Consider the following 13,288-nt stretch of genomic DNA (forward strand, 5'->3'; position numbering starts at 1 on the left):
TTAATCTGTTTTCCGGATCATTGATCTTCACAGAGCTTTGACCTTACCTTTCTCCAGATGTTCCGGAGTTTTTCTGAGAACTCATTGTCTTCATATTCAATGATGGTCTTTTTGCCGATCATCGCTTTGTTCGGAACTGTATCATATGGAAGCTTTCCTGCTACCATTATGCCATTTTCCTCGCAGGAACTTTCGATCTGCTTTGTGTTCCCTTCATTGATGTTATATTTATTAATACAGACGATTGCCGGTATCCTGAAGTGGTCAGTTACCTGTATGATCCTTTCCAGATCGTGTATTCCGGATAAGCTCGGTTCTGTGACAATAAGGGCAAGGTCTGCACCTGTAATGGCTGCTATTACGGGGCATCCGGTTCCGGGGGGTCCATCACATATTATAAGCTCGGCTTCATTCTCATTGGCAAGTGATGCTGCATGTTCTTTTACTGCAGTTACCAATTTTCCGCTTGCTTCTTCCCCGATCATGAGCTCTGCATGTACCATTGGACCATATCTGGTCATGGAATTAAAAACACTTCCGGAAGGGTTATTTATCATCTTGATAGCATTTTCAGGGCAAACATATTCACAGACCCCGCAACCTTCGCATTTGCAACTGTTTATGGAATGGTCTGTATGGATAGCATCAAAATTGCAATTCTCGATACATATATTGCATCCGGTACACTTTTCAGAATCGATCTGTGCGATTTCCATTCCGTAGAAGTCGGAGGTATCGATTATCTCAGGCTCCAGGATCAGATGCAGGTTCGGGGCATCAACATCACAGTCAGCAATTATGGCATTCTCTGTCATTGATGCAATTGCAGCGGTGATAGTGGTCTTCCCTGTTCCTCCTTTACCGCTGATGATCACAAGTTGCTTCATGTTTCTATCTCCCTGCTATATCTGTCCTGTATCGAGCTGTAGAGTTGTATGAACTTCTCTTTCCAATGTCCCATTTCCTGCACAAATGGTATCCCTTCCGAATACAATTGCGCTATCTTTGTGTCATGGGGTATCTTCATCAGTATCTCTACATTTTCGTTCATGCAAAATTCTTCAACACTATTATCACCACTACCACTTCTGTTGATGATTATCCCATGTGGGATCTCAAGTGTTCGAACTACTTCCACTGCCAGCTTCAGGTCATGCAATCCAAAAGGAGTGGGTTCTGTAACAAGGATGCAGTAGTCAACATCCTCAAGTGTTGTCAGGACCGGACATGCGGTTCCTGGCGGTGCATCAATGATAGATGTCTTCCCAGGATCGATGTTCTTCTTAAGCTCACTGATCACAGGTGATGCCATAGTTTGTCCGATGTCCAGTAAACCTTCGTAGAGTTCAGGGCTTTTTTTATCATCTCCGGAAGTTTTTCTGATGATCCCTGTGACTATCTCATGTTCCTGTATGGCTCCTTCAGGACAGACCATAATGCATCCTCCGCAGCTGTGGCATAATGTCGGGAAAGTCAGGATCTTGTTCGGGATGGTTGCGATCGCGTTGAAACGACAGAAGTCAGAACATTTCTTACAATATGTGCAGTTCTCTTCCACAATTTCGGGGATCATGGATGATACTTCTGTGAGCTGATCCAGTTCCCTATTGAGGAACAGGTTGCAGTTTGGTTCTTCAACGTCACAGTCTATTAACTGAGCGTCCTGAAGCGAAAGGGCAAGGTTCACAGCTACGGTAGTTTTACCGGTACCGCCTTTTCCGCTTGCTATGGCGATCTTCATAATATCATTCAGTGTTGGTGATCATGGTCGTGATCGTGTCCCTGGCAGACATTTTCACTGTTTGGACTTGCAAGGTTGCCTTCTTTCCAATCGCTGATCGCTGTTTCTACAGTTCCCTGTGCTCCAACGAAGACCTCGATCCCAAATTCCGAGAACATGTTAACAGCTTTTGTTCCAAGTCCTCCACAAAGCATTACATGGACACCTGCTTCTGATAGTAGTTCCGGTGGCAGTCCAACGCCTCCGTTGTGCTGGCTTGTGTTCTCTACGATCTGGACATCATTTGTTTCTGTATCCAGTACAGTATAGGTCGGAACCATTCCAAAGTGCTGTCCGACATTATCTTCCAATCCACCATTTTTTGCAGAAGGTACGCATACTTTCATCTTTTTACCTCTCGTATATATTTGAATTTAATGTATTATGCTCATATACGATGAAGTATTTAAAGCCAATGGGAAACGTTAATATATTTATTCTCATCTGTACATTTTCATCTATTGGAAAACACTTTCTGGAGTATTCCTATTTCCATAGGGCTGGATTTTGGGATCTGAAGTCCTTTAGGTCCTAATGGGTCCCGAAGATAGTTCATTTTTGATTTTAAAGGATGCCGATAAAAATTAATGAATATGGGGTAGGCTCAGAGTGAAGCTCAGAATAGAATCAAGCCAGAGAAAAAGTTCAAACAGAATTAATTTGCAGAAGGATAAAATACGGACAAAATGAAGTTCAAATGCTTAATGAATTAAAAAAAAGAAATTAAAGAAAAAAAGAATTGGACAATTAGTATGTCCAAGTCTTTGCTACTTCGATCATTGCCTGGAGGTTCTCGGTTGGGGTCTGGCTTACGATACCACAGCCAGGTGCGAGAAGTCCCTTGCCATCGAGTTCCTTGAGTACTCTCTCGGACTCTGCTTTGACGTTTGCGACGTCTGTGTTCCAGAGGCAGTTGACTGGGTCGAGGTTACCTACGATGAGTGCTTTCTCTACCTTGCTGACTGCTGTTGCTGCGTTAACGTTCTGGTCAACACTGATTGCTGCTACACCACAGGTTTCCATGAGTGCAAGACCTTCGGTTGTGTCACCACAGATGTGGAGTACAGCTGGTACACCACGCTCTTTGAGTGCGTCAATGAGCTTCTGGTGGAATGGTACTACGAACTTTGCGTAGAAGTCTGCACCGATAAGCTGGTAGCTTGCGGTTGGGTCAATGATGGAGAATACGCTTGCGCCACTGTCGACCTGTGCGAGTGCGTATTTGATTGAGAATTCGGTTGCGAATTCCATGATCTCAAGACCGTATTCTTCCTTTGTCATGATGTCCATGAACCAGGAGTCACCGGTGATGTGCTGTGCGAGGGAGAAAGGACCGATCATACTTCCGATGATTGGGACTTCTTCTCCATATTTGTCAGCGAGGATCTTGATTGCTTCGAGGACGATGGAGATTCTCTTGCTTGTGTCTGTGACGTCGTATCCTTCGAACTGCTTGAGGTCATCGAGGCTGTTTACAACGTGGCTGATGACGGATGGCTGCTGTACGTCTGTACCGTCTTTGATTCCACAGCCGAAGAACTCTGCTTCTGCGGTGATGTCGAATGGTACACGGACTGCTTCGAAACCGACAACTGTGTGACCTGCTTCTGCGAGTCCTGCAAGCTGTACAGCATCATAGTTTGCTTCTGGCCAGAAGATGTTTACTGCTTTCATCTGGTCTACTGTTCCGGTCTGTGTGACACAGATAGCTGGCATCCTGTCAACTTTCTCTCCATTCAGTACGCGAATTAATCTTTCCTTCTGTGTGTATTCGGACATTTACATTCTCCTTAATTTAAATCCTTTATAATCGCTAGAAAGGTACATACGCTATGTATTTGCCATATATATACCTTTTTGTTTGGAAAAAATCAACTGCAATAGTCGCATTAGACAAGTATTATGGATTTATTATGTTGATTTCGGGCATGTTTTTAGCAGGCATTTCTTCCTGCCAAAACATAACTCCTTTTTCACTAACTTCTTAGAAAACTGAATAGAGCATTGCTGCTACTCCAATTACCAGTGGTTCCATTACAAGGTCGATATCATACTTTTCAACAAGTTCATCCGGTAGGGCGCATGGGATCCCGGGTGTTGATACAAGACAGCGTTCTGCGATCATTCCTTCTGATATGGTATTTGCATTTGGTGTTGCCTCAAAGACCATTGAGAACTTCCTCGGTTTGTCAACATCATATGCCTTCACACCAAGCTCTTCAATTGCCTTGTTCATGAAATCGGTGTTCGGATCACAAGCATATACGTTGAATCCCTTTTCTACAAGATGTGACGCGCCGGCATAACCCACACGTCCAAGGCCTATGACCAGTACATCCTTTGAATCGGCATGCTTGTACCTTGAAGCTATTTCCGAGTAGATCACGCCGGTGCATACATGGTTGGTTGCTATCTTACCATTCCTAAGGTTGTGGGCAATGAAGATATGGTCATCTGCCATCAGTATTATGTCCGCACCACCTGCCACTGCCTGATGGTATCCTGTTATGTCAGGATGCTCGGCAATAAAACCTTCAAGTCCGAAATATTCGGTTATTGCAAGCAAGGATGCCGAGAAATTTCCGATTATGCCGTTGCCGGAAGTTATGGGTACGATCCCTACTTTCTGTTTCTCTGGGGTTGTACCATAGACTGCCTCGCATATCTGTGCAATATCCATTCCGGTGGCTTCTTTGATGATGTTATTGTTCATGTTGAGCTTGTTCAACAGGTCTTCCAGGTCTTCAGGTGTCAATAGTGCCATAGTGATTACCTCTTACAATCCATAATGTTGTCCGATATATGCAATTCCTCTGCTGCGTGTAATTTTCACTTCATCTTCATCAATGCCTTTTGAGATGAGTGTGAATACAGTATCCTTTCCTTCAGATCTGAATATTTCAAGTCCGTTCTCCTCATGGAACAGGTCATAGCTGTTTCCCATGGACAGGACGTGTTCTCCAACGGGTATAAGTTCCCCATCTTTCAGTAATAAGTGCTCAAAGATGCAGTATCCTTTTTCAGGTGCCTTTTCTATCTCAGTTACACCATCAGTAAAAGCCTGCATCAGCATCTCTACAAGGTTGATGCCACTTGAATGGTATACGGCCGTTGGTGTCTGGCTTGGGAAACGGGCATCGATCTCGAGAACTTTAAGTCCCCTGTCGGAAGCTATTGCCTCTACATCCATGATACCTTTCAGGTTGAGGTTGGCAGCAAGCTGGTATGATATCTGCCTGAATTCAGGGTCGTGGTCGATAGGCGTAATCATATGACAATCGTAGGTATCATCGATATGTACCTTTGTTTCCTTCACCACTGCAAAATGCTTGCCATCACCGATTATCTCCAGTGATACAACATCGCCTTCCAGGTATTCCTCGATAATCATGGAAGGTTCGATCCCTTCAAGTTCACTATCGTCGTAGATTATCTTGGTTCCAATGCTGCTGCTTTCACAGGGAGGTTTTACAAAATATGGTGGTTGGGATGGTTTGTCATCCGGAGTTGGTATCCCGATGGATACAAAATATTCCTTGGACCTGTTCTTGTCCATACTGATGTGGTATGCATCAAAATCAAAAAGAACGGGACAATCCAGCTTGCTGCTGATATCCCTTATGAAGTTCAGGGTATTAAGGTTCTCATTTACCGGTATTATGGCATCGACATCCCTTGAGATGTCGATAAACCTTTCCGGTTCCTGAATTATGTCAAAACAGTAGAATTCGTCAACAACATTGCGGATAAGTGGCTTCTCGTTCCGGTCTATCAGAACAACGTCCATCCCCGCTTTCCTGGCAAGGTAGTTCACTTCGAATCCCTGTAGCTTGCCTCCTATTAAACAGATCGTCGTCATCCTATCGCCCCAACAACTTCTCGAACTCGCATTGTTCTGCGGGCTCCATGCCCATTGTCTTCAGTCTGGCGATGACGCTCTTAACATCCCTGTCCCTTTCGGCATGTTCTCTGTCGTAGTTAACGACACCTTCGAGGGATGAGTTGGAAGATATTATGGATGTGACAACGTTTGCTCCTGCGTTGAGCCTGTGAACCATTCCATCGATACCCTCAAGGTCAAGTGATGCCGGAATAAGCTTGTCCGGGTAGAGAAGGCGGAGTATGGATATTATCTTCAGTTCTGATGAGCTGTCCTTTATTTCCTTTCCTTCCAGTGGTGTTCCATGCTGTGGGAGGAATGTCATGACCCGTACCATATCCGGATCGGATGTTGCCAGTCCTCTTAATGATATGATGGTGGATTCAATGTCCGGTTCGACCTCTGTCAGGATACCATCCTCAACACAGTAGCCGATCCTTTTAGCATGGTTCCTTGAATTGATCCTGCCTTCAAATGATTGCTCAACCCTTAGTTGCTTGTACAGTTCCATGTCATATGTTTCCTGATACAAGGCAAGGAAGTTGGCACCGTTGTCCCTGAGCATTTCAAGGGTATCATCGTCAACAACTCCGGGGGATATCATGATCGGCTTTCCGACCTCTTCCCTCACGGTCCTGACAAACTCTGCCAGCCGTTCAGGTTTGTTGTGGAAGTATGGGTCTTCTCCCATTGTGAGGTCGACCATGTGTACATCTTCGGTCTTGATCACCTGGCAGATCTTCCTGATGTCTTCTACGCTAAGACGGTATCTGTCAATTTCATTTGCATTCCGATAGTAACAGAATGTGCATTTGTTCTTGCAGTATGTAGAGAAGTACACAAAGCTGTACATGAACACCTTATTTCCGAAGAAATTGTCCCTGATACGTCGTGCTACATAGTGCAGCTTTTCAATTTCATCAGGACTTTGTGTCTCAAGAAGTCTCCTGATATCATCATCGGATAACTGTGCCCCGTCTATGATCTGCTCTGCATAGTTGTCAAGGTCTTCGTTATCCATGTTCTTAAACAAGATATTCACCTCACAGATTAGTATTGATTCCGTTGTAGTACAGTTCGGACCTGCTTGCACGGCGTATGTTGGTGTAGTCATGCTTGACCTTAAGCAATCTTTCCAATCCGAAACCTGCTCCGATCCATGGTTTGTTGACTCCCCATTCTCTGTCAAGAGGAATAGGTCCGACAACTGCCGAGGAAAGTTCCAGGTCACCATGCATAATGTCGATGGTATCTCCATAGACCATGCAGTCATCTGCTTCTATCTGATACTCTATGCCCAGGTACTCGAGGAACTCACTTATGATGCCTTCCAGTTCTTCTCTGGTGCAGTTGGATCCCATCTGGCAGAAGTTCAGCATCGTGAACTCTTCCAGGTGTCTGCTGCCATCGGATTCCTTACGGTAGCATGGTCCTATCTCGAATATCCTTATGGGGTCCGGAAGTACCTTGTCCAGCTTGCGCAGGTAATTGTACAGGCAGGGTGCCAGCATTGGTCGCAGGCACATGTTGTCTCCTACACGGAATATCTGCTTGTAGAGATGATCGTCCTTATCGATACCCATTCTTTCGACATATTCGAATGGTATCATTATCGGGGATTTGATCTCAAGGAAACCTCTTTCCACGAAGAACGCGGTTATCGTCCTTTCAAGTTTACCGAGGCGATCTTCCCTGTCCTCTTCATACATCGATATGAGGTCGTTGCGCCTTCTTTGGATCAGTTCCTTTTCAAGATCCTTGAATTCCGGTAATTCTCCCTGCACCGGGATCTTGTCATCAGGCGCCATCAGTGTCTTCAGCCTCTCGATCTGGGAAGGTGAATATTTCACTTCCGGCTTGTTGTTGTCTTTTGCTCCTTTGTTCTCAGGTGTGGCAGGGGCTGCTTCACTTGCAGTCGTCGGAGTTGGTGTAGAAACTGAAACGGATTTAACAACAGCTTGTTTTGGCTTCTTGGGAGTAGGCTTCTTTGTGGAGAACACACTAACGGTCTGTCCTCTCTCTTTGAATGTTTTTTTGACAAAACGATTGATCTGTTCATCACTTGGACGACAGCGCTTGCAAGGTTTGCGGTACTTATTGTTCCTTAGGGATCTTGCAGAACGGCTGGATCTGGAATTTCTTACTGTAAACCGTGCCCCACACTCGGTTTCAATATGAATATGATTCCTTGTGATATCAAAGTCTCTTATCCCATGAAGTAATCCGCTTCGCGATAGCCAGACTCCGTTGAGTCCGACCAGAACATCCAGTAATTGCTTTTCCATAGGCCTATGCTCCTATTGCGAAGTACTTCATATTATCATCATCCTTTACTCACGCACGATGTTTGTCACATCATGGTGCTATATGTTTTAATGGAAAGCCATGTCCATCTGGCGGAAACTCCGGGAATCTAACCCGGCTGAACGGATTTAGAGTCCGTTCGATCTACATGATCAAGTCTCCATGTTGTATATGCTAAATGGTTATGGATACTCTGGCTTTCCTTACATATTCGTGGTAGACATTTAGTGGATATAATATCCAATGACTCCACTGATACACTCTCATTGCTGGGTTCCATATTTAACAATTTCGGATTAATTGTTTTTTATTCAATTCATATCTGTGAACATTTGCAGTTGTCTTATTTTAGTAATCGTATGGTATGTTTGCTATAGATTCCGTTTCTCTTCAAAAAAAACTGTTCGGAAATACAATTTCGGAGTTTCTAAAGAAAAGTTTACATAAATTAATATAGCTTTTGTTCATATCATAGCACGATTAATGTGACGATGAATCTGGAAGATGAAAGAAGTTTACCTCTCAAAAAACATATCGTGGGTCTTGTGCCTGCATCGCATGGCGGTCTTGTGCGAAAGGCATCGCAGGAATACGGGATATCTGAGTCGGATATCATAGATATGAGCGCAAGCCTGAACCCTTTAGACAGCCCATTCGATCATCCGGAATATGGTCTTGACCTGGCTTCTCTCTTTGCCGCTTCGAAGCCGGGGATGTATCACTATCCTGATAACCGTTATCTACAGTACAAGGAGGCCGCAGCATCCTTTTTGGGTGATGGGATAAGTGCTGTGAACATTATTCCCGGTAATGGTTCATGCGAGACCATACGCCTTGTTGCAGAGTGTATGCTTGATACGAACGATACTGTGGGTATCCCACAGCCAACTTTTGATGAGTATGAGCAACAGTGCAGGATAATGGGTGCAAACATCCGTTACTTTGAGCACGAAGGGCTGATGGAGATCTCAGATGAGGCATTGGATGATGTAAAGATCCTCTTTGTCTGCAATCCTAACAACCCCACTGGCAAATTAATACCAAGGGATGATATCCTTGACCTTGCAAAACGGTGTGAGGCAAACGGTACTCTTCTGTTCGTCGATGAAGCTTTCATAGAACTTGCTGACCCTTCACAGAGCGTGGCTGATGTAGCTGCGACAAATGATCATATTTTTGTACTTCGTTCTCTAACCAAGAACTTTGCAATCCCTGGCATACGTCTGGGATTTGGTGTTGCATCTGAGAAGATGGCACTTGCATTGAACACTGCAAGACTTTCCTGGAACCTTGGTTCTGTTCCTGATGTTGTAGGTACTGCCCTTCTGGAGATGGAAGGTGGATGTTACAGCAAATACCTTGTAGAGTCCCGCAGTTTCATTGAGCAGGAGAGGGACTATCTTGTAGAGCGACTTTCCGGTATCTATGGCTTTAAACCCCTTCCAAGCACTGTGAACTATGTTCTTGTTGACATTAGTGAACTTTTGATGGATTCAGTGGAACTTACAGAACGGCTTGCATCCCATGGTATCCTTGTAAGGGACTGTAGTTCTTTCTATCTGCTGGATAATGATTTCATAAGGATCGCAGTTCGCACTCGGGATGAGACTGATCGGCTGATCCGGGCTATTGGGGATGTTCTGACCGAATCCGGGAAGGATTATGCCGAGGAGAAATTAAAGCAGACCATCGAGTGTGCGGCATCCGGTGAACCTGCATCCAGAAATACTTGTGAATACTATCCATGCCACTTCCAATGCCAGGACTGTACTTTCTGTTTCTGTCCGTTCTATCCATGTGAGGATCCTCGCACAGGTGGGTGCTGGATCGATAGCACCACCGGTAGCAAGGTCTGGAACTGTGAGGGTTGTACTATAATGCACAGGAAAGAAATTGTACAGGATGTTCTGAAGATCCTCATGCGTGATATTGAGACCGAGGATAACCTTAAAGTTGCCTGGGATAAAGTAGTGGTTCCCAATCTTTGATCGGTTGTTCAGGCTCTATTATGGGTTTTTCCGATCGCCTCTAATATGGAGAATTGAAAATGGATGCTATCATTATGGCAGGTGGCCTAACGCAGAGGTTAGGCATGGAGGAGAAAGCATGTGTCATGCTCATAGATAGGCCACTTATCAATTATCTTCTTGATTCACTTCTTGGTGCAATGTATATCGACCGAGTATTTGTTCAGGTGTCGCCTTATTCCCCGGACACTGAACAATGTGTGAAGGATAATTATCCGGGCAGGGTTTCAATTCTCAGAACCTCGGGCGACAATTATGTGGGCGATATGGTAAATGCCGTAAAGGATTCCGGGATCACCGGTCCTGTAATGGTGTTGATGCCGGATCTCCCGCTGGTAACATCGGAACATATTGATATGATGGTAAAAGCCTATGATAAAGTTGGTTTCCCTGCCATGTCTGTCTACGCTCCCATTGGTCTGTATCGTGAACTTGGGTTGAGGCCGGGTACCGTTTTCAATAAAAAGGGTGAAATGCTTGTTCCTGTGGGGATAAATATCCTTGATTCAATAACTATAGATGTAGAGCAGAAAGATACTGATTACCTTGTTGCTATTCCTGAGGTTGCTATCAGTATTGATTCGGTGGAAAGTCTTCACAAATGTGAGGAAATGTTGTTGAGATGAATGCTTGTTGTGATTGAATCAAACCAAACTGATTAGCTTTCTCTTTATTTTTCCTTGTTTTACTTCAGAAATTTGTTGGTTGCAGCATCTGTTTTAATTCAATCTCATATTCCTTTAAAGAAACCTAAATTGAATAACTTAATATATTTGCTGTTCTTTACATTATTCGATAAGCGTGTCGCACAAAAAACAAATCCCCCTTAAAGATCATGTTGTAGAACTAGCCTGTCCCGCTCACGGAGGCCTTATTCGTGAGATGGCTGACCGTTATGGTATTCCTGAATCGGATATGTTGGACCTGAGCGCCAGCCTCAATCCTCTGGGAAGTCCCTTTGATCATCCTTCAGGCGGTCTTGACCTTGATGATGTCATGGAACGGGCAGCGCAGAGATTTGCCCAGTATCCGGATAATCGCTATCTGGAATATCGTTCTGCAGCGGTCAATTTCCTTGGAAACGGACTTTCTGTTGAGAATATCGTTCCTGGCAATGGTTCCTGTGAGATCATAAGGCTCGTAGCAGAAGCAGTTCTGGAGCATGACGATATTGTTCTCATACCTCACCCCACTTTTGCAGAGTATGAACAGCAATGCAAAGTTGCCGGGGCAGATGTACGGTACATAAAGCAGGAAGAGGTCATGGGACTTTCGGATGAGGTCCTTGAAAGTGCAAAGCTCCTCTTTGTGTGCAACCCAAACAATCCATCCGGTAAATTACGTAAGAGGGAAGACCTTCTTGACCTTGCGAGAAGGTGCGAACTGAATCACACCCTTCTTTTCGTTGATGAGGCTTTCATTGAACTTGCTGATGATCCGTCCCAGAGTATTGCTGATATGGTCGAGAACAATGATCATCTATTCATACTTCGCTCGCTGACCAAGGATTTTGCAATTCCCGGGGTCCGCATTGGTTTTGGTGTAGCTTCAAAAAGAATGGCAGAAGCACTTAATACTGCAAGGCTTTCCTGGAACCTTGGTTCTATCCCTGAGGAGATCGGTGTTGCATTGATGAACATGGAAGGTGGTTGTGACAGTCCTTATCTTGTTCAGTCCCGTGAAGCCATAAAGAAGGACCGGGAATATCTCATAGAACGTATCTCAAGGATACGCAAGTTCATCCCGATAGATACAACGATCAATTACATTCTTGTAGACATAAGCAATTCTTCATTTGATTCGACCGAACTGACTGAACGTCTTGCTTCCCATGGGGTGCTTATCAGGGATTGCAGTTCCTTCCCGTTCATGGGCAAGGATTACGTCAGGATAGCTGTCAGGCCTAAGGAAGAGACTGACCGGCTTTCACGTGCTATCGGAAAAGTTGTCGTTGAAAAAGCACGGGAGAATGCAAGATTCGATCTTATCTGTATGCTTGAAAGCGGGGATGCAAAGCCACAGGGTCCGAATACTGATTGCCCGTACTATCCATGTCATCATTTCCCTGGTCAGGACTGTACATTCTGTTTCTGTCCGTTCTATAAATGTGAGGATGAACGAACCGGGGGCAAATGGGTGGATAGGTCAAGTGGTGGCAAGGTCTGGAGCTGTGAAGACTGTGTTGTGGTCCATCAAAAAGATGTTGTGGAAAATATCCTCAATGAACTCTCCGGTGAAGGCCAGATGGATGATAAACTAAAAAAGGCATGGACTAAGGTCGTGGAGCCTGTTCTATGATCGAACCTTTTCTTCCTGGTACTGACCATCTCATATCGGTGCTCCTCCTTGCAACTGCATTTGACCTGTTGATAGGAGAACCTCCAACAGCTCTGCATCCGGTGGTCTGGATAGGCAACCTGATCGGCTTCTTCAAAAGATCAGCTCCTGCCACACACAGGAAGCTCTATGGTGTGCTTTTCGCCCTTGTTGTTATACTGTTTGCATCATCGATCGGCTATGCTGTGCTGCTGGTTGCAAACCTCTCTATATTGCCTGGGTTTGTGGTACTTCTCATCGAAGCTTATTTCCTCAAGTCCACCTTTGCCATACGCCGCCTTATAGAGGCTGGTGTCGAGGTCAATACTGAGCTAGTAAAAGGTGATCTGCCTTCTGCACGTCAGAAGTTGTCTATGTACGTCAGCAGGGACACCTCGCAGCTAAGCGAAGGTCAGGTCTCTTCATCTGTTATCGAGACCTGCTCGGAGAATTTCGTGGATGGCATTTTAAGCCCTCTGTTTTATTATGCGATCCTTGGGCCTTATGGTCTGATAGGGGCATACGCGTTCAAGGCAGTGAGCACCCTCGATTCAATGGTAGGCTACATGGATGAGAAACACAGGGACCTTGGATACTTCTCGGCAAAGACCGATGATGTCCTCAACTGGATCCCTGCACGTATCTGTGTTATTTACATCACTCTTGGATCTGTCCTTGCGGGAATGGTCTCACAAGGGAAGAAACTTGACCATGGTGGTGCGATAAAGTGTGCTACCAGTGACTGTCGTTCATGCTCTTCGCCAAATTCCGGTTATCCGATGGCTTCTGTGGCCGGTGTGCTTGGTGTGCGTCTGGAGAAACCGAATACCTATGTGATCGGCAAGGATTTTTCCATGCCTGTGGCAGAAGATATAAAACAAGCATCGTTGGTAATTGCTGCAGCCTCGATACTTGCAGTGATCTCGTTTGCAGTGTTAATCTATATAATTTCAGTTATAATCAACTACATCTAATCATACC

12 protein-coding genes are annotated in these 13,288 nt (G+C 44.8%); 4 read left to right on the forward strand and 8 right to left on the reverse strand.

The genetic code is table 11. The annotated features are described in order from the left end of the window. Positions 1-17 precede the first annotated feature (17 nt). From J7W08_RS11470 to pylS, 8 genes are all read right to left on the reverse strand, one after another. Positions 18-887 (reverse strand): ATP-binding protein, encoded by an 870-nt coding sequence (locus J7W08_RS11470; protein WP_233084569.1) that lies wholly within the window; start codon positions 885-887, stop codon positions 18-20. Next, positions 884-1,741, reverse strand: coding sequence for an ATP-binding protein (locus J7W08_RS11475; RefSeq protein WP_233084570.1), 858 nt, complete (start codon positions 1,739-1,741; stop codon positions 884-886). The genes J7W08_RS11470 and J7W08_RS11475 overlap by 4 nt, the downstream gene beginning before the upstream one ends. Before the next feature lie 8 nt (positions 1,742-1,749). Further along, entirely contained in the window at positions 1,750-2,127 is a 378-nt protein-coding gene (locus J7W08_RS11480) for a NifB/NifX family molybdenum-iron cluster-binding protein (protein WP_233084571.1), read from the reverse strand. Between the two features lie 400 nt (positions 2,128-2,527). After that, complete coding sequence (gene mtbA, locus J7W08_RS11485; RefSeq protein WP_233084572.1) at positions 2,528-3,559, reverse strand: methylcobamide:CoM methyltransferase MtbA; 1,032 nt, start codon at positions 3,557-3,559, stop codon at positions 2,528-2,530. A gap of 205 nt (positions 3,560-3,764) precedes the next feature. Then, positions 3,765-4,544 carry a 3-methylornithyl-N6-L-lysine dehydrogenase PylD gene (gene pylD, locus J7W08_RS11490; protein WP_233084573.1) on the reverse strand — a complete coding sequence of 260 codons (780 nt, stop codon included), beginning with the start codon at positions 4,542-4,544 and terminating at the stop codon, positions 3,765-3,767. A 12-nt stretch (positions 4,545-4,556) separates the two neighbouring features. Next, a complete protein-coding gene (gene pylC / locus J7W08_RS11495) occupies positions 4,557-5,639 on the reverse strand; it encodes a 3-methylornithine--L-lysine ligase PylC (protein ID WP_233084574.1) in 1,083 nt (360 codons plus the stop codon). 1 nt (position 5,640) lies between these two features. After that, positions 5,641-6,693 (reverse strand): methylornithine synthase PylB, encoded by a 1,053-nt coding sequence (pylB, locus tag J7W08_RS11500; RefSeq protein ID WP_375141050.1) that lies wholly within the window; start codon positions 6,691-6,693, stop codon positions 5,641-5,643. A gap of 10 nt (positions 6,694-6,703) precedes the next feature. Continuing rightward, a complete protein-coding gene (pylS, locus tag J7W08_RS11505) occupies positions 6,704-7,945 on the reverse strand; it encodes a pyrrolysine--tRNA(Pyl) ligase (RefSeq protein WP_233084575.1) in 1,242 nt (413 codons plus the stop codon). A gap of 510 nt (positions 7,946-8,455) precedes the next feature. On the opposite strand from pylS, the gene cobD (J7W08_RS11510) reads away from it, so the two are divergent. The 4 genes from cobD (J7W08_RS11510) to J7W08_RS11525 all read left to right on the forward strand — a co-directional run bounded on the left by cobD (J7W08_RS11510) (position 8,456) and on the right by J7W08_RS11525 (position 13,281). Then, positions 8,456-9,952: a threonine-phosphate decarboxylase CobD gene (gene cobD / locus J7W08_RS11510; protein ID WP_233084576.1), complete on the forward strand. Its 1,497-nt coding sequence runs from the start codon at positions 8,456-8,458 to the stop codon at positions 9,950-9,952. Between the two features lie 59 nt (positions 9,953-10,011). Further along, positions 10,012-10,617, forward strand: a complete 606-nt coding sequence (locus J7W08_RS11515; RefSeq protein WP_233084577.1) for an NTP transferase domain-containing protein — start codon at positions 10,012-10,014, stop codon at positions 10,615-10,617. A 175-nt stretch (positions 10,618-10,792) separates the two neighbouring features. Beyond that, positions 10,793-12,289 carry a threonine-phosphate decarboxylase CobD gene (gene cobD / locus J7W08_RS11520; protein ID WP_233084578.1) on the forward strand — a complete coding sequence of 499 codons (1,497 nt, stop codon included), beginning with the start codon at positions 10,793-10,795 and terminating at the stop codon, positions 12,287-12,289. Then, a complete protein-coding gene (locus J7W08_RS11525; protein ID WP_233084579.1) occupies positions 12,286-13,281 on the forward strand; it encodes a cobalamin biosynthesis protein in 996 nt (331 codons plus the stop codon). The genes cobD (J7W08_RS11520) and J7W08_RS11525 overlap by 4 nt, the downstream gene beginning before the upstream one ends. Positions 13,282-13,288: the final 7 nt, after the last annotated feature.

It is taken from the genome of Methanococcoides orientis (assembly GCF_021184045.1).
GTDB classification, from domain to species: Archaea; Halobacteriota; Methanosarcinia; order Methanosarcinales; family Methanosarcinaceae; genus Methanococcoides; species Methanococcoides orientis.